Annotated in this window: 13 protein-coding genes; 10 read left to right on the top strand and 3 right to left on the bottom strand. The window is 36.1% G+C overall.

What is annotated here, in order from left to right:
* Nucleotides 1-9: 9 nt before the first annotated feature.
* Nucleotides 10-969 carry an IS30 family transposase gene (locus J7S27_05640; protein ID QTU82753.1) on the bottom strand — a complete coding sequence of 320 codons (960 nt, stop codon included), beginning with the start codon at nucleotides 967-969 and terminating at the stop codon, nucleotides 10-12.
* 195 nt (nucleotides 970-1164) lie between these two features.
* Between J7S27_05640 and J7S27_05635 the strand changes: the two genes are divergently transcribed.
* The gene (locus J7S27_05635; GenBank protein ID QTU82752.1) at nucleotides 1165-4905 is read left to right on the top strand and encodes a hypothetical protein; all 3741 of its coding nucleotides are present in this window, start codon (nucleotides 1165-1167) and stop codon (nucleotides 4903-4905) included.
* Nucleotides 4906-5140: 235 nt separating this feature from the next.
* On the opposite strand, the gene J7S27_05630 is transcribed toward J7S27_05635, so the two are convergent.
* Nucleotides 5141-5335 (bottom strand): YjzD family protein, encoded by a 195-nt coding sequence (locus tag J7S27_05630; protein QTU82751.1) that lies wholly within the window; start codon nucleotides 5333-5335, stop codon nucleotides 5141-5143.
* Nucleotides 5336-5517: 182 nt separating this feature from the next.
* Here J7S27_05630 and J7S27_05625 point away from each other — a divergent pair, with 182 nt between their 5' ends.
* The 8 genes from J7S27_05625 (at nucleotide 5518) to J7S27_05590 (ending at nucleotide 14047) form a co-directional block, all read left to right on the top strand.
* A complete protein-coding gene (locus J7S27_05625) occupies nucleotides 5518-6294 on the top strand; it encodes an ABC transporter permease (protein ID QTU82750.1) in 777 nt (258 codons plus the stop codon).
* A gap of 11 nt (nucleotides 6295-6305) precedes the next feature.
* A complete protein-coding gene (locus tag J7S27_05620) occupies nucleotides 6306-7037 on the top strand; it encodes an ABC transporter ATP-binding protein (protein QTU82749.1) in 732 nt (243 codons plus the stop codon).
* 12 nt (nucleotides 7038-7049) lie between these two features.
* Nucleotides 7050-7664 (top strand): hypothetical protein, encoded by a 615-nt coding sequence (locus tag J7S27_05615; protein QTU82748.1) that lies wholly within the window; start codon nucleotides 7050-7052, stop codon nucleotides 7662-7664.
* Nucleotides 7665-7672: 8 nt separating this feature from the next.
* Nucleotides 7673-10411: a glycosyltransferase family 2 protein gene (locus tag J7S27_05610; GenBank protein QTU82747.1), complete on the top strand. Its 2739-nt coding sequence runs from the start codon at nucleotides 7673-7675 to the stop codon at nucleotides 10409-10411.
* Between the two features lie 17 nt (nucleotides 10412-10428).
* Entirely contained in the window at nucleotides 10429-11511 is a 1083-nt protein-coding gene (locus J7S27_05605) for an undecaprenyl/decaprenyl-phosphate alpha-N-acetylglucosaminyl 1-phosphate transferase (GenBank protein ID QTU82746.1), read from the top strand.
* 11 nt (nucleotides 11512-11522) lie between these two features.
* A complete protein-coding gene (locus tag J7S27_05600) occupies nucleotides 11523-11735 on the top strand; it encodes a hypothetical protein (protein ID QTU82745.1) in 213 nt (70 codons plus the stop codon).
* Between the two features lie 112 nt (nucleotides 11736-11847).
* A complete protein-coding gene (locus J7S27_05595; GenBank protein ID QTU82744.1) occupies nucleotides 11848-12747 on the top strand; it encodes an ABC transporter ATP-binding protein in 900 nt (299 codons plus the stop codon).
* Nucleotides 12740-14047 carry an ABC transporter permease gene (locus tag J7S27_05590; protein QTU82743.1) on the top strand — a complete coding sequence of 436 codons (1308 nt, stop codon included), beginning with the start codon at nucleotides 12740-12742 and terminating at the stop codon, nucleotides 14045-14047. The genes J7S27_05595 and J7S27_05590 overlap by 8 nt, the downstream gene beginning before the upstream one ends.
* Before the next feature lie 446 nt (nucleotides 14048-14493).
* Here J7S27_05590 and J7S27_05585 read toward each other — a convergent pair whose 3' ends face one another.
* The gene (locus J7S27_05585; GenBank protein QTU82742.1) at nucleotides 14494-15453 is read right to left on the bottom strand and encodes an IS30 family transposase; all 960 of its coding nucleotides are present in this window, start codon (nucleotides 15451-15453) and stop codon (nucleotides 14494-14496) included.
* A 365-nt stretch (nucleotides 15454-15818) separates the two neighbouring features.
* On the opposite strand from J7S27_05585, the gene pcrA reads away from it, so the two are divergent.
* Nucleotides 15819-18020 carry a DNA helicase PcrA gene (gene pcrA, locus J7S27_05580; protein QTU82741.1) on the top strand — a complete coding sequence of 734 codons (2202 nt, stop codon included), beginning with the start codon at nucleotides 15819-15821 and terminating at the stop codon, nucleotides 18018-18020.

Below are 18020 nucleotides of genomic sequence, written 5' to 3'. Positions count from 1 at the left end.
TGCCGCAAATTACAATAGTAAGTTAGCCACTTCAGGCAAGTCATAAGGACATACATAATTAAATAATTTACGTGGATAACGATTTATCCATTGTTCAACAGCCGTTACTTCGTTAGGAGTAACGGCTGTTGTGCCTTTTGGGAACCACCGTCTAATCAAGCGATTTGAATTTTCATTACTACCACGCTCATAAGAAGAGAACGGATGTGCGTAATAAATAGGACAATTGACTGCTTCATCTAATTTTAAAAACTCCGAACCGTTATCAGCTGTTAAAGAGCGGATTAAGTAATTTTGTTGAATGTCTGTCAAAGCGGTATTAACGCTGTGAGCAGTTTTATCAGGAATAAGACGAATGATTTCAAATCGCGTTTTTCTATCTGTTAATGTTAATAACTGTTGTCCACGGTTCTTGTTTAAAATGACTAAATCAATTTCAAAATGCCCAATTTCTTTTCGTTCGTTAATGTCTTGTGGACGCTGTTCAATAGAGAGAGCATTTGCTTTTCTTGGTGGACGTTTTTCATTTGATTTTATTGGCTTAGTTTTTCTAGGGTAAATCAAATGTTTGCGTGAAATACCTGCTATCCATCCTTTATATATCCATGTGTAAATTGTCGTAAAAGACGGCATATCCGGTAATTGACTAATCATTTCAGGGGAATATTTCTGCATAATTTTTTCTCTGATGATATTTTCTTTTTCTACAGTCCACGTATCCGTTCTACCTACGGCTAAACGTAAATGATTATAATCGTTCTGTGCTTTTTGAGCAGAGTATTCTATAGTGCCACCATGAAAAGATAAATCAATCAGTCCGCGTTTAATTTCGTTATTAATCGTTTGGTGATTTTTACCTAATAATCTACCAATTTCTCGGTTGCTTTTTCCTTCTTTTTTCCATTTTTCAATTAAATAACGCTCTTTTTCTGTAATATGTTTGCCTTTTGTGTTATAGTGTTCTTGCATCTCTAGGTATCCTTTTTGTGTTGTTACTAAAAGTATATCCTATGAGATGCTTTTTTTGTATCACTGGCTAACTTAATTCTATAATTTACTTCAATTTTTGATGCAGGTGTTTGCTATTGTTTTTACTGTTTTTATACAGTAAAATGGTGTGTTGTGCTTTAAAGTACATGCAAAAAATGTGAAGGAAAAAATTTAATGAAAAAACAAAATATTATTTTAACGGTTTTGATACTATTAGTTAGCATCTTTATGCCGAGTGTATCTGCTTTTGCAGCAGGAAGAGATTTAACGAATCAAGTTGCAATCAGTGATATCGTGGTGAAAGATGAAACTGGGACAAAAGCGTTGTCGGGAAATTCTGAGACAGCAGGAACAAAAAGAGCTGTAACGGCATTTTTTACAGGTAAGTACGATTTATCAAAATTCGGTGCTACGCTTGTATCTGGAGATTATTTTACGGTAACGGTTCCAGACTATATTCATTTAGTATCAGGTACTTATCCGTTGACGCATCCAGACACTAATGTTCAACTTGGAACAATGCGAACTGATGAAACCACTGGAAAAATAACATTTACATTTAATGAGAATATTGAAAGCGAAGCAAATGTAAGAGGTGGTTTTTCTGCTGAATCAACATTGAGATTACAAAAAGGAAATAATTCATTCAGATTTCCAGATGGTACAGAGTATAATGTAACGTATAAGTATGAGGAAGATCCTTATGCTTCATTTAAAATTAAAGGCGAAAGTATTTATAAAGTAACTTCTAATAGTAATGAAGAATCACTAGGGTGGGAAGTACGGATTAATCGAAAAAAGCACGATTATAAAGACTTAAATGTGACGGTAAAAGATGGTATCAATATTGAAAACAATACGCTAACAACGTATTTAAAAGATTCTTTTGTATTGAAAAAAGTAGATTTTGATGATGCGGAATCTTTATTCCCAGATACAGTATCAGAAGAAAATATAGCTGTAACTATGAATAACGCTGAATTTGATGCAGCACCAGCTGGGACAATGGCATTATTAACGTTTAAAAATGGTGGAACAGCGTTTGAATTAAACTTAGGAAATGCAGTAGGGACAAACAGCTACCTTTTAAATTATCGTACAACTAACCCAGGGGATCAAACTGAAATTAAAAATGCAGTATCTTTATTAGTCGGTGGTCAGGCGCAAAGAACGTTTGAATCTCAACTCGGTCGTGAAAACACTGCAACAGAGCATACAATAGGACAAGTTGCGGTTCAAAAAGCCGGTGCAACTATTGAATCTGATTTAGCGGGGAAAATTCAAATTACAAAGTTTGATGCTGATGATGCAACAACGTTATTAGAAGGTGTCGTATTCGTCGTTACAAAAGAAGACGATGCATCGGTATCTTATGAAATTACAACGGATAGTAAAGGTGTTGCAACAACGCCAAAATTAGCGCCCGGCACATATAGCATTGTTGAGAAAAAGGCGAAAGCTGGGTATGTTTTAGACGTTAATCCAAAACGTGCTGAAATGACAGAAGCGCAAACGCCTGTTCGAATGAATATCTCTAATAAAAAAGGTGAAGCTGTCAAACCCGTTGATGTCGTATTACAAGCAACAAAAGTGTTGAATGGCAAGGCGTTAACAAATGACCAATTCACATTTGAATTGAAACAAAACGGACAAGTTATCGCAACGGCAACGAATAACGCCGACGGTAGTGTAACGTTTGATGCCCAAACGTTTAACGAAGTAGGTGCATTCACGTACACCATCACAGAGAAAAACGATAATCAAGCGAACGTGACGTATGACACAAGTGAAAAACACGTGCTTGTCGAAGTTGTAAAAGATGACAACAACCAACTTGTTGCGAACGTGATGTACGATAACACAGCAACCGTACCAACATTTACAAACACCTATACACAACCTCAAGCAACACCAGTACAAGTGACGTTACAAGCAACAAAAGTGTTGAATGGCAAAGCATTAACAAATGACCAATTCACATTCGAATTGAAACAAAACGGACAAGTTATCTCAACGGCAACGAATAAAGCAGACGGTAGTGTAACGTTTGATGCACAAACCTTTAACGAAGTGGGTGCATTCACGTACACCATCACAGAGAAAAACGACAACCAAGCTAATGTAACGTATGATGCAAGTGAAAAACACGTGCTTGTTGAAGTGACAAAAGATGACAACAATCAACTTGTTGCAAATGTCATGTACGATAACGTGGCAACAGTACCAACGTTTACAAATACATACACGCAACCGCAAGCAACACCAGTGCAAGTGACGTTACAAGCAACAAAAGTGTTGAATGGCAAAGCATTAACAAATGACCAATTCACATTTGAATTGAAACAAAACGGACAAGTTATTGCGACTGCAACGAATAAAACAGACGGTAGTGTAACGTTTGATGCACAAACGTTTAACGAAGTGGGTGCATTCACGTACACCATCACAGAGAAAAACGACAACCAAGCCAACGTAACGTATGACACAAGTGAAAAACATGTGCTTGTCGAAGTGACAAAAGATGATAACAATCAACTTGTTGCGAACGTGATGTATGACAATTCAACGACAGTACCAACATTCACAAACGTATATACACAACCGCAAGCAACACCAGTACAAGTGACGTTGCAAGCAACAAAAGTGTTGAATGGCAAAGCGTTAACAGATGACCAATTCACATTTGAATTGAAACAAAATGGACAAGTTATCGCAACGGCAACGAATAAAGTAGACGGTAGCGTAACGTTTGATGCACAAACGTTTAACGAAGTGGGTGCATTTACTTACACCATCACAGAGAAAAATGACAACCAAGCCAACGTGACGTACGATGCAAGTGAAAAAAACGTGCTTGTTGAAGTGACAAAAGGTGACAATAATCAACTTGTTGCAAATGTGATGTACGATAACACAGCAACAGTACCAACGTTTACAAATACATACACGCAACCGCAAGCCACACCTGTTGATGTAACGTTCCAAGCAACTAAAGTATTGAATGGTAAAACATTAACAGACAACCAATTCACATTTGAATTGAAACAAAACGGACAAGTTGTCGCAACGGCGATGAACAAAGCCGACGGTAGTGTAACGTTTGATGCACAAACGTTTAATGAAGTAGGTGCATTTACTTACACCATCACAGAGAAAAACGACAACCAAGCCAACGTAACGTATGACGCAAGTGAAAAACACGTGCTTGTTGAAGTGACAAAAGATGACAACAATCAACTTGTTGCAAACGTGATGTATGACAATTCAGCGACAGTACCAACATTCACAAACGTATATACACAACCGCAAGCAACACCAGTGCAAGTGACGTTACAAGCAACAAAAGTGTTGAATGGCAAAGCATTAACAAATGACCAATTCACATTCGAATTGAAACAAAACGGACAAGTTATCGCAACGGCAACGAATAAAGCAGACGGTAGTGTAACGTTTGGTGCCCAAACGTTTAATGAAGTGGGTGCATTCACGTACACCATCACAGAGAAAAACGACAATCAAGCCAACGTAACGTATGATGCAAGTGAAAAACACGTGCTTGTCGAAGTGACAAAAGGTGACAACAACCAACTTGTTGCAAATGTGATGTACGATAATACGGTAGATGCTTTGATTTTTGTAAATACATATCATGAACCAAAACTACCACCGCAACCAACACCACCGACACCTGAACAGCCGGAGAATCCATCAAATGAAATGGAAACACCGCCTACTCAACCAAGTCAGCCAACTGATAACGCAAACGTACCTCCAGTGGAAAATAAAGTACCATCTCCTGTAAAAGAGATGCTACCACAAACAGGGTCAAATACGATTTTATCTTCTGTATTAAGTGTTATCGGACTAGGATGTATCGGTGTGTCAGCTATGATGTATCGACGTCGACAAAGATAATGAAAACTATAAAAATGTGTTAGTGGAGACAATCCGCTAACACATTTTGTGTATAAAAGATGATAAAACAACAATGATGAGTGTAGGGCGTATGTATCATTTTTGTGGTACGCTAAAAGTATGAACGCACGTATCACTACGTGGGTGCCAACGATTGAATAAAGCGTATAGAAAAAGGAACACGTTAAGTTTTTGAAACGTTAACGTGTTCCTTTTTGATGCGACTAACATCGTCTTAATGGTGTTCTTCCTGTGGTGCTTTTTGGACTGGCGGTAAAATTTTTGTTGCTAAAATAACAGTAACGGTTGCGCCAATCGCTAAATAAACCGCATGCATAGCGTTATAACTCATTTGAGTTAGTTGCGCGCCCAAGTAAAATGTAACTTGTGCAATAATAAGCGCCCAAATAAATGTGATGATGTATTTCATAACACGCCTCCTCAATATAAATGATATTATACGCCTCAATTTGTCATAGGACAACTAGGAACGTTCATAAAAATAAAATACGCCAATATATAGCAACAGATGTAAAAATTTTTTTAAAATGCGCTTTTCCATATGTAACATGGTATAATAGATGATAGTTTAATTTGTAAAGGAATTTGTATATGAAAGAGAGTATTGAAATATTTAAAAGATATACCCCACTATTAATCGAATTAGTGATGCGCGATGTCAAATTACGTTATCGCAAGTCTGTTCTTGGGGTGTTTTGGACGTTGCTCAATCCGTTGATGATGATGGTCGTGTTATCCGTTGTATTTTCACACCTATTTCGCTTTAACATTGAAAATTATCCACTCTATATTTTAAGTGGCCAATTAATTTTTAATTTCTTTTCCGAATCAACCAGTTTAGCGATGTCATCCATCTATTCCAATGCGGCATTAATTAAAAAAATATACATTCCAAAATATTTATTTACTTTATCTAAAATCATTTCAAGTTTGATTAATATTTTGTCATCGTTTTCTGCGCTCATTATCGTGATGATCGTCACCCGCGCCGAATTACACGCGACAATTATATTAGCCATCATACCGATTGTGTTATTAACGATTTTTTCGTTAGGTGTTGGTCTGATGCTAGCAAGTTTAGTCGTGAAATTCAGAGATATTATCCACTTATACAGTGTTATCCTAACGGTATTAATGTATATGATGCCAGTCATTTATAACGTATCCATATTGCCATCTGTCATTTCACGAATTGTTTTGTTTAACCCGCTTACACAAATTTTGATTTTTTTTAGAGATGTGACGATATATGGACAAATGCCAACACTCTTCACATTAGCGTATAGTACGGTTGCTGCATTCGTGATGTTAGCACTTGGGTTACGTGTATTTTATAAAATACAAGATACATTCATTTTATATATTTAAGAGGTGATCGTATGACGTATGTAGTCGATATCGATAACGTATCAATTAAATTTAATATGTCTCGCGAAAAAATTGATAACTTAAAAGAGTACATGATTAAAAAATTAAAAGGTGACATTCAAATGGATACCTTTTTAGCGTTAAATCAAGTGTCTTTAAAAGTCAAAAAAGGCGAAGCCGTTGGGTTAATTGGATTAAACGGTAGCGGAAAAAGTACCTTGCTCAAAGTGGTTGCGGGCGTTTTAAAACCCGTTAGCGGCACTAAAAAAGTAGTAGGAACAATGGCGCCACTTATTGAATTAGGCGCCGGATTTGATTTCGATTTAACAGCGAATGAAAATGTCTTTTTAAACGGAGCAATTTTAGGGTATTCACGAAAAGAAATGTCACAATTTTATGACGATATTGTAGATTTTGCAGAATTACACGAATTTATGGACGTGCCAATCAAAAACTTTTCATCCGGTATGTTAGCGCGGTTAGCCTTTGCGATTGCAACAATCGGCAAACCAGACATTTTAATTGTGGATGAAGTGTTATCCGTTGGAGATTACCGTTTCCAAGAAAAATGTGAGCAACGCATTCAAAAAATGATGGACGGCGAAACGACCATTCTGTTTGTGTCACATAGTATTGAGCAAGTTGAAAAAATTTGTAATAAAGCACTATGGCTTGAAAAAGGTGTTGTCAAAATGTATGGCGATACGAAAGAAGTGGCTCAAGCTTATAAAAATGCGTATTAAGGAATGAAAAAAATGAAATTTAAAAAAATAGCATTAGTTCTATTCGTCATATTGGGTGCGCTACTTAGTTCGATGAGTTCAAACACGCGCAGTTTATATAGCACTAAAGCAGATGCGAGTACAGAATATGCACTGTTAGGGAATCGTGGTGAACAAATGACGCTAACTCAAACCATTATTCCTGATGGATTTGGACTAAATCAAATCGAAATGAACATTCAAAATAACGTAGTTGAAGATACCGCAGTTGAGTGGGAAATTAGAAACAAAGATAATCAAGTCATCCTTTCTAACGCAACAACACTTTTCCAACTGTTGAATGATACAAAAAGTAAAGTGACGATTTCTTTAGCAAACGTGTCGAATCGTCCGCTAAATGTGGAAAACAGTCAATTAGCGATGAATGAAACGTATATGTTTTCGATAAAAGGCAATATTGGTGGGGTGTTTTTTGCAACGGCACCGCGTTACAATAACCAATTGTTACGTGTGAATGAAATGCAAACGACGCAAAGTTTAGTCGTTAAAGCCGTTTATGGCATTCAGCCATCAACATTTTTTGTACTAATCGGGTTATTGGCATATATCGTTTTCTTTATGATAGGCATGCTAAAGTTATTTAGATAGAGGTATTTATGAAATTACAGAAAGCAATACAAAAAATTGAGTACGTTTACGACGATGCATTATATTTGTGTGTTAAAGGCGCACTTGCGCTGTCGATCGAATATGATGACATCAGCATTTTTGCCACTTCGGACGACGAAGGAAAGCAATTACTTGATTATACATTAGCACAGAAAAGCGATACCTTTACACTACTGATTTCTGTAGATGAAAACTTTTTTGATAACATTTATATTTGGGCAAGTTTTGAAGATAAACACCAGTTACTACGTTGTGTTACGGAACAAAAACAAAAGCTTTTGTATAAAAAACGTCAACGCGTGTTAGGTGCAGTAGATGTTCTTGAAGATTATGGGTCATTTGTCTATTTAAGTGGATGGGGAATTCATCCCCTAACGGCAAAAAGTGTTAATGTTTCGATTGAACAATCCGGAGTGTCTATTCCTGTACAATCGTTCGAGCGTACAATCGTTCGTAATCATATTGTTGATACGTATGGCAATGAAGATTATGGATTTATCGTGACGTTTGATGGCGAACAATTAAACAAACGTAAATCATTTTCAGTTGTTTTAACAAGCGAAAACGATCAAACCGTAAGTTTACCAATGCGTATTCGCCAACATGCCAAAAAACAATTTCATATTGATCAATTACACTATGCATCAGGCGAAGATACGGCGTTAGTACAATTATCGGGTTGGTACATTGTACCGACTGATAAAGACGTTGAAATGGTACTTCAAACGCAATCGGGTGTTGAATTACCTGCTAATATCACAGCTGTTGAACGTGGCGATTTACATCAACAAAATATGGTCACGCCATTTGATAATGCGGGTGGATTTGATGTTCGTTGCGATGTGCCGAACGATGAAAGTTTAGTGCTTGTTTTTAAAACAAGTGAAGAACAATTTGAGTTACCACTTTCAATAGATATGATGAAATCGTTCAATCAAACAAATGTGATGACGCGTGTGAAACGCGCCGTCAAAAGTGTGAATAAAACAAACATTAAGCGAGCCATTGATTATTACCATATTTATGGTTTGCAAACGACATTGACAAAAGTCAAACAGGCACTATTGCATGGGACGCACACGCACAACTACGCAGCGTGGTATGACAGCGTGCAACCGACACCACAACAATTACAAGAACAACGCGAAACGGTATTTGACTATATGCCTAAAATTAGTGTTGTTGTACCAACGTATCGCACCCCTGAAAATTACTTGCGTGAAATGATTGAGTGTGTCTTGAATCAAACGTATGCCAATTGGGAATTGTGTATTGCCGATGGATCAAATGACGATGGTGAAGTCGTTAAAATTATTGACGAGTACGCTCAAAACGATGCGCGAATTGTTTACACTGTTTTAGATGAAAATCTAGGTATTTCAGGAAATACGAACGCATGTTTAAATATTGCCACAGGTGATTTTATTGCGTTATTTGATCACGACGATTTATTACCGCCTCAAAGTTTATTTGAAATTGTTAAAGTGTTACAAGACACATCTGTTGATGTGGTGTATACCGATGAAGATAAAATTGATGAAACGAGCACCGTTCATAGCGGACCGCATTTTAAACCGGCATTTAGTTTAGAATTATTGCGCTCATTAAATTATATTACGCACTTTTTTGTTGTGAAGCGTACCATTGTTGATCAAGTGGGTGGCTTTAGAAGTGAGTTTGACGGAGCTCAAGATTTTGACTTTATTTTAAGATGCTGTGAAGTGGCAAATAAAATTGAACATATTGGACAAATTTTATACCACTGGCGCATTCATTCCAATTCAACGGCAGGTAATCCAGAAAGTAAGTTGTATGCGTATGACGCTGGTGCACGAGCAATTCAAAGTCACTTGGAACGTTTAGGTATTCAAGGACATGTTGAAAATATTGGATTTACAGGATATAAAACAACTTTAGAGCCAGTCGGTAATCCGTTAGTGTCAATTTTAATTCCAAACAAAGACAATATCGATGTGTTGGAAACGTGCGTAGCATCGTTGTTTGCACAAGAAGAATATACCAATTTTGAAGTGATTATTATTGAAAACAATAGTACGGAAAGCGAAACGTTTGACTATTACGAAAAATTAAAAGCATTACATGACAACGTGCAAGTTGTTGTGTGGGATGGTATTTTCAATTATTCAGCAATCAATAATTTTGGAGCAACATTTGCCAAAGGTGAATATTTACTGTTATTAAATAATGATACAGAAATGTTAGAACCAACAGCATTGCGTGACATGGTAGGTGTTGCTGTTCAAGATGGCGTTGGTGCAGTCGGTGCAAAACTACTGTATCCGGATCATACTATCCAACACGCCGGGGTCATTTTAGGAATAGACAAAGTGCCAACACATATTTTAGTCAACGTTCCCGACTTGGATAAAAGTTATCGACATAACGCGTTAACGAACTATTTGGCAGTAACGGCGGCATGCCTATTAACACCACGTAAAGTGTTTGATGAAGTGGGCGGATTAAGTGAAGAATTTGTCGTTGCCTTTAACGATATTGATTATTGTTTAAAAGTTTATGAACGTGGTTATCGCATTGTCAATAATGGATTTGCGAAATGGTTACACTATGAATCCAAATCACGTGGGTATGAAAATACGCCTGAAAAAATTAAACGATTTTTAGGAGAAAAAGAACGCTTTAAAGCAAAATGGGATAGTCATTTTCCAAATGGCGATCCGTATTACAATCACGAATTACCACATTAATGAAAGGAGGAGATGCAATGAGTTTTCAAATGGGATTTACACTTGTTTTTTTAACGGTGTTAATTTTTTCCTATCTTGGAACAGGGTGGTGGTGGCGATACATCAAAGCAAAAGACAAACCGTCAGAACGTAAAGTCCATCAAACACCAATTGTAACAATGGGTGGAGTCGTTATTTTTGTGTTTTACTGGTTAGCCGTCATCTTTTTAACCGTGACATTTCGATTAGTCATTCGTGAACAATTACCACTTTTCATTGCATCTTTACCGGTATTCATTACAGGTGTGTATGACGATGCGTATGAAATTTCACCGATTTATAAATCAGTGGGCATTTTAATCGGTGCGACAATTATTTACTTTACGACTGAATTTCGTATTTATTCTGTATTCGTAGAGTGGTTTGATAATCCGTTGTTGGCGGAATTAGTTGGTTACGGCACGACGGTTGTGTGGATTTATTTTGTCACAAACGCCTTTAATTTGATTGATGGATTAGATGGCTTATCAACGGGAGTGTCCATTATTGCATTAGCGACATTGTCGTTTGTCAGTTACTTCTTTTCACCAATCAGTGTGTTTATTTTAACGATGATGGTATTGTTACTAATTGCAACGTTACTAGGGTTTTTGCCGCATAATTATCATCCGGCACGATTATTTATTGGCGATACCGGCGCATTGTTTATGGGATTCATGACTTCCGTATTTTGTTTAATGGGCATTCAACGTCCCGGGTATGTGTCCGTCGCCATTCCAATTATCATTATTGGCTTACCGCTAACAGATGCTATTTGTGCGATTATTCGCCGTTTGTTAAAAGGACAATCCATTACCAAAGCAGACCGGTTGCATATGCACCATAAATTTTTGAAAAAAGGAACAACACATTCTCGAACCGTCTTGACAATGTACGGTATTGCGATGTGCTTTGCAGGTGCGGCAATTTTATTATCACTAGTTGAAACTAAAATTGATAGACAAATTATTTTAGGGCTAAGTGTGATTGGCGAGTTTTTATTAATTGATTATTTAAACTTACTCGATTTAAAGAAACCGCTAATTTTTCGAAATCACAAATGGCATGATGAGGATAGATAAAGGAGTAGTATATGGCGGACAATGTAAGACGTGGCATAATGGCTATTGGAATAGCACTTCTTATTTTTATTGTATTGCGCGTGGTGTTTTGGGTTTTAGGATTATTACTCGTTTTAGCCGTTGTTTCGGGGGCGGTGTTTTGGGTTTATACGAAATTAAAGCACTCGAAACCAACAAAAGACGCTGACAATATTATAGAAATGGAATTTGAAGAATTAGATTAATGCAATAAAATGATTGAACACTAGCGATGAAAACCAAATGAAAATTATTGTTTTTTTTCAAAGCTGTTTTATAATTATCTTATAAAAAGAAAACGTAAGGAAGGAGAATACAATGCTAGAAGTTAAAGGACTACATAAAACATTCGGCGAATTAGTAGCGAATAACAATGTATCGTTTACTGTAAAAGAAGGTGAAATTCTTGGGTTAATCGGACAAAATGGAGCCGGTAAATCGACGATTTTTCGTTTAATCTTAGACTTTATTTTAAAAGATAAAGGTGAAGTGCTTTGGAAAGGTAAACCACTAGGTAAAGACGCGTACGATGAAATCGGTTATTTACCAGAAGAACGCGGATTAAACGTTAAAATGACAATTGAAGAGCAATTGTTGTATTTTGCGTTGTTAAAAGGGAAATCAAAAAAAGAAATTAGCCCTAAAATCGATGAGTGGTTAGAATTGTTCCAAGTAAAAGGAAAACGTAAAGATAAAATCAAAACATTATCTAAAGGAAATCAACAAAAAGTACAAGTGATTGCCACATTAATTCACGAACCAAAATTAGTGATTTTAGATGAGCCATTTAGTGGTTTAGACCCTGTAAATGCAGAATTATTGAAACAAGGTATTTTAAATTTAAAAGCCAAAGGTTCTGCGGTCATTTTCTCCAGTCATAATATGGAAAATGTATCCGAATTATGTGATACATTACTAATGATGCATCATGGGGATCCCGTATTATACGGAACGATTCAAGACGTTCGTGAATCATTTGGCCGTACACGTCTCTTTTTAGAATGCGACACACCAATTGAAGCCATTCAAAATGTGACGGGTGTGTTATCTGTATCTCCAGCAAAACATAGTGGTGTCAACGTACTTTTAGAAAATGAAGCAGTTGGTCATGATTTATATGATTTGGTTACAAAAAACGGCTATATTTATGCGTTTAGTCAACAACCACCAACACTTGATGAAATTTTTAAATTGAAAGTAGGTGAACGCCATGTCTAAAAAAGTGCAAAGTAAATTTTCAGTTATTTGGAAAGAAACGTATCGTCGCAATGTTAAAAGTGCCGGTTTCATTTTCATGGTGTTAATGCCGTTAATTATGTTTGGTATTTTCAGTGTTGTTTTTAGTGTTATTTCGGGTGAGCGTGCAAAAGCAAATGAAGCGACAATTAGTTTGGTATCAACGGATAACGCTTTAGTACAAGCAATCAAAGCATCTCCAATAAAATTAACTTTTGTCGATGTTGCTAACGAACAGGAGGCTGTTCAAAAATTAAGCGATAGCACGATTGATGGGTATGTTGTGTTATCACGAAATGAACAAAATGATATTAGTGTAACGTTGAATCGTAAAGCGACAAGTAAAGATGCTAATTTAGACATGCTTAGACAAGTCGTACAAGCGTATCGCCTCAATGAAAAATCAGTACAATTAGGTGTTTCTTCTGACCAATTACAAGCATTAACCGATGTAAAAGTTGCATTTTCTGAAAATAAATTAAATGAAGTAGCGCTTGCTAATGGTACGGTTCAAATTGATGATGAAGGTAATGCTAAAGATAATTTGCGTCGTGGCGTTGCGTATGCTGTTGTCATCATTATGTTTATGTTCGTCATGAATTATGCAGGGGCAATGGGACAAGAAATTGCCACTGAAAAAGGGACACGAATGATGGAAGTTGTTTTATCTAGTACAACGGCAAACACTCATTTTTACGGTAAGTTTTTCGGTGTAGTCATGGTATTATCAACACAGTTGTTGTGCTATGTGGCTATGGCGATACCAGCGTATTTCTTTATCGATACTTTTAAAGAAATGATTAATCAATTTATACCAAACGTTGATATTTTATCGACAATTAGTGATATGATTATTTTTAGTATTATTATTTCGTTAATTGGCTGCTTAATTTACATTAGTTTATCTGCGTTGTTAGGATCAATTGTTTCAAAAGTAGAAGATGTTGCTAAAGTAATGACGCCGGTAACGCTTATTGCAGTGGCTGGATTTTATGTAGGGATGTTTGCGCTAAGTATGCCAAACAATCCAGTCGTGCGTATTTTCTCATTAATTCCATTAACAACACCGTTTGTTATGCCGTTCCGTTTAGCAGCGGGAACAGTGTCAATAGAAGAATTGTTTTTAGCTACTGGAATTAGTTTGTTGAGTGCCGTTGTTATTTTATACATATCTGTTTTATTCTATAAAACAAATGTATTAATTTATTCGGACAAAGGTGCTATAAAAGCGTTGAAACAATCATTGATGTTACGCAAACAAAATAAAATGCATAAATCATAAAACTTGTCTATAAATTTAAAATCCAACGTATTTTCAAAAAAAAAAGAAAAATACGTTGGATTTTTAGTTGTATTGTCAACGGTATGAGATTTTTAAGTTAAAATAAATTTTCAATTCATGTCCTTTTTAGTATCTCGTATGATTGCATGTATCAACAACGATGAACTTGCTATTAACATAATAGGTTTTATCCATGGAATGTAATCAAACAATATTTTTCCATTAGTGCTATCAACTTTAACATAGCCAAAGAGAGCGATAATACATAATATAATATACAGTATTTTAAATAGTCTAAATAGTATTTTTTTCATGTCCATTTAATACACCCTTACATCCATATACCAAGCGTTAATATCAATTGTTAAATGATATTTATATATTGGACGCACCACTTAATATAACGCTTATTTCTCCTTATAATTACCATATTTTAAAATCGCAAATTACAATAGTAAGTTAGCCACTTCAGGCAAGTCATAAGGACATACATAATTAAATAATTTACGTGGATAACGATTTATCCATTGTTCAACAGCCGTTACTTCGTTAGGAGTAACGGCTGTTGTGCCTTTTGGGAACCACCGTCTAATCAAGCGATTTGAATTTTCATTACTACCACGCTCATAAGAAGAGAACGGATGTGCGTAATAAATAGGACAATTGACTGCTTCATCTAATTTTAAAAACTCCGAACCGTTATCAGCTGTTAAAGAGCGGATTAAGTAATTTTGTTGAATGTCTGTCAAAGCGGTATTAACGCTGTGAGCAGTTTTATCAGGAATAAGACGAATGATTTCAAATCGCGTTTTTCTATCTGTTAATGTTAATAACTGTTGTCCACGGTTCTTGTTTAAAATGACTAAATCAATTTCAAAATGCCCAATTTCTTTTCGTTCGTTAATGTCTTGTGGACGCTGTTCAATAGAGAGAGCATTTGCTTTTCTTGGTGGACGTTTTTCATGTGATTTTATTGGCTTAGTTTTTCTAGGGTAAATCAAATGTTTGCGTGAAATACCTGCTATCCATCCTTTATATATCCATGTGTAAATTGTCGTAAAAGACGGCATATCCGGTAATTGACTAATCATTTCAGGGGAATATTTCTGCATAATTTTTTCTCTGATGATATTTTCTTTTTCTACAGTCCACGTATCCGTTCTACCTACGGCTAAACGTAAATGATTATAATAGTTCTGTGCTTTTTGAGCAGAGTATTCTATAGTGCCACCATGAAAAGATAAATCAATCAGTCCGCGTTTAATTTCGTTATTAATCGTTTGGTGATTTTTACCTAATAATCTACCAATTTCTCGGTTGCTTTTTCCTTCTTTTTTCCATTTTTCAATTAAATAACGCTCTTTTTCTGTAATATGTTTGCCTTTTGTGTTATAGTGTTCTTGCATCTCTAGGTATCCTTTTTGTGTTGTTACTAAAAGTATATCCTATGAGATGCTTTTTTTGTATCACTGGCTAACTTAATTCTATAATTTACTCCATATTTTAAAATAAAAAAACAGTCTGAAAATATTGTTTTTATTGTGGTATAATTAATAAATGTACAGCGCAATAAAATGTAAAAAGAGTATATAAATTTCATGCGTTAGACTGTTGATAAATCAGAAGTGTCAACAGTTTGAGAGTCATCATTTATTGGTGACTCTTTTTACTTTCTCATTGGTTCTTAATTGGTTAATGCAGTAAAATTTGTTATAATGAGTAGGCAAAGGCGTTCGCGTCTTTTTCTATTTTTACGAAAGAAGAATGAATGATGTCTAATCTATTACAAACAATGAACGAACGTCAAATCGAAGCGATAACGACTACCCAAGGTCCGTTATTAGTCATGGCTGGAGCGGGTAGTGGGAAAACACGTGTATTAACACATCGCATTGCCTATTTAATTCAAGAAAAGGGTGTTCAACCGTGGCGTGTTTTAGCCATTACGTTTACAAATAAAGCGGCTAAAGAAATGAAAGAACGTTTAGAACACCTTGTTGGAATACTGTCTCAAGATATGTGGGTGTCAACGTTTCATGCAATGTGTGTCAAAATTTTAAGACGAGAAGCACAACACATTGGCTATACGCGTAGTTTTACGATTGTGGACAGTGCTGAACAAAAAACATTAATTAAACAAATTTTAAAGAGTAAAAATTTAGACGATAAAAAATTTAACGATAAAGTCATTGCTGCCTTTATTAGCGATGCTAAAAATATGATGCTGTTACCCAGTGATGCCAAAAAACAGGCGAATGATTGGTTTACGGGCGTATTAGCAGAGTGTTATGAAGCGTATCAAGAAAAATTGTTTAAAAATCAGGCATTTGATTTTGATGATTTAATTATGAAAACGGTAGAACTATTCCGAAATCATCCGGAAGTTTTAGCAGATTATCAACAAAAATTCCAATATATTCATGTAGATGAGTATCAAGACACAAACAAAGCACAATATGAACTCGTTTTAATGTTATCAAAAATGCATCAAAATTTATGTGTCGTTGGAGATGCCGATCAAAGTATTTACGGTTGGCGTGGTGCAGATATGCACAATATTTTAAATTTTTCAAATGACTTTCCGCATGCAAAAACTGTATTATTAGAACAAAATTACCGTTCAACACAAACGATTTTAAATGCGGCAAACGATGTCATTGCAAACAACACCCAGCGAATTGCTAAAAAATTGTGGACACAAAATGATGTGGGAGCAAAAATTGCGCGTTATCAAGCGTTTTCTGAAACAGATGAAGCAAGTTTTGTAGCGCAAGAAATTCAAAAACACACAAACGCAACAGGTTGTTATAACAATTGTGCCGTTTTGTATCGTGCTAATGCGCAGTCGCGCGTGATTGAAGAAGCGTTAATGCGTCATAAAATACCGTATCGTATTGTCGGTGGGTTGCGCTTCTATGATAGAGCAGAAATTAAAGACGTGCTTGCCTATTTAAGAATCATCGCCAACCCTGATGACGATTTGAGTTTCGAACGTGTTGTCAACGTACCGAAAAGAAGTGTCGGAAAAACAAGTTTAGAAAAATTACGCGCATTTGCACTTGAACACGGTATATCTTTGTTTAAGGCGGCACAAAATGTAATGGCTGTCGGTTTGCCGAATAAAGCAACTAAAGGTGTATCTGAATTTGTGGCGCTGGTGACACAAATGCAAGCGTATCGTGATGGGTCAATGAAAGAAATGGTAACAACGCTACTTGAAAAATCAGGATATGAAGAGATGTTGCGTCAAGAAGGTACGCTGGAAGCAGAAAGTCGTTTAGAAAATATTCAAGAATTTCAATCGGTAGCGGCGACTTTTGACGATCAAGAAAGCGAAACGAGTGAAGACGTTCCTAAATTAATCGAGTTTTTAACGGATTTTGCATTAGACAATCCACGTGATGAAGAGGATAATGAACAGGCGGTTACATTGATGACGCTACATGCTGCTAAAGGTTTGGAGTTTCCCGTTGTCTTTTTAGTTGGATTAGAGGAAAGTATTTTTCCGTCAAGTCGTAGTGTGTTTGAAAGCGATGACGAAGAAGAACGTCGCTTGATGTATGTTGGTATTACACGTGCACAAAAACAGTTATTTTTAACCAATGCCACGTCACGTTTATTGTATGGGCAAGTACAACGCAATATGCCGTCACGCTTTTTAGATGAAATTAGTGAGACGTGGTTAGAACAAGTGGGTAGCGCGTATCGTTATGGCGGTTCGTCTAAAATGGGTATGCCAACAACACCACAACAAAAAAAACAGCGAATCAATACAATATTGCCGAAGCGTCCGATAACGACAAAATCGGCTGGTGACTGGAAAGTTGGCGATAAAGTGTCGCACGGTAAATTTGGTATTGGGACAATCGTTCGCATTAAAGGTAGCGGAGACGATTGTGTGCTGGATATTGCGTTCAACGAGATTGGTATTAAACCGTTAATGGCAAGTTTTGCGCCAATTACAAAAGTGTAG

This window comes from Carnobacteriaceae bacterium zg-C25, from assembly GCA_017945845.1.
Classification (GTDB): domain Bacteria; phylum Bacillota; class Bacilli; order Lactobacillales; family Aerococcaceae; genus WM01.
This window is presented reverse-complemented; position numbering and strand designations above follow the sequence as displayed.

Bases quoted from the DNA above. Each gene is read 5' to 3' on its own strand.
- J7S27_05640 (QTU82753.1), bottom strand. From the start codon at position 969: ATGCAAGAACACTATAACACAAAAGGCAAACATATTACAGAAAAAGAG.
- J7S27_05635 (QTU82752.1), top strand. From the start codon at position 1,165: ATGAAAAAACAAAATATTATTTTAACGGTTTTGATACTATTAGTTAGC.
- J7S27_05630 (QTU82751.1), bottom strand. From the start codon at position 5,335: ATGAAATACATCATCACATTTATTTGGGCGCTTATTATTGCACAAGTT.
- J7S27_05625 (QTU82750.1), top strand. From the start codon at position 5,518: ATGAAAGAGAGTATTGAAATATTTAAAAGATATACCCCACTATTAATC.
- J7S27_05620 (QTU82749.1), top strand. From the start codon at position 6,306: ATGACGTATGTAGTCGATATCGATAACGTATCAATTAAATTTAATATG.
- J7S27_05615 (QTU82748.1), top strand. From the start codon at position 7,050: ATGAAATTTAAAAAAATAGCATTAGTTCTATTCGTCATATTGGGTGCG.
- J7S27_05610 (QTU82747.1), top strand. From the start codon at position 7,673: ATGAAATTACAGAAAGCAATACAAAAAATTGAGTACGTTTACGACGAT.
- J7S27_05605 (QTU82746.1), top strand. From the start codon at position 10,429: ATGAGTTTTCAAATGGGATTTACACTTGTTTTTTTAACGGTGTTAATT.
- J7S27_05600 (QTU82745.1), top strand. From the start codon at position 11,523: ATGGCGGACAATGTAAGACGTGGCATAATGGCTATTGGAATAGCACTT.
- J7S27_05595 (QTU82744.1), top strand. From the start codon at position 11,848: ATGCTAGAAGTTAAAGGACTACATAAAACATTCGGCGAATTAGTAGCG.
- J7S27_05590 (QTU82743.1), top strand. From the start codon at position 12,740: ATGTCTAAAAAAGTGCAAAGTAAATTTTCAGTTATTTGGAAAGAAACG.
- J7S27_05585 (QTU82742.1), bottom strand. From the start codon at position 15,453: ATGCAAGAACACTATAACACAAAAGGCAAACATATTACAGAAAAAGAG.
- pcrA (QTU82741.1), top strand. From the start codon at position 15,819: ATGTCTAATCTATTACAAACAATGAACGAACGTCAAATCGAAGCGATA.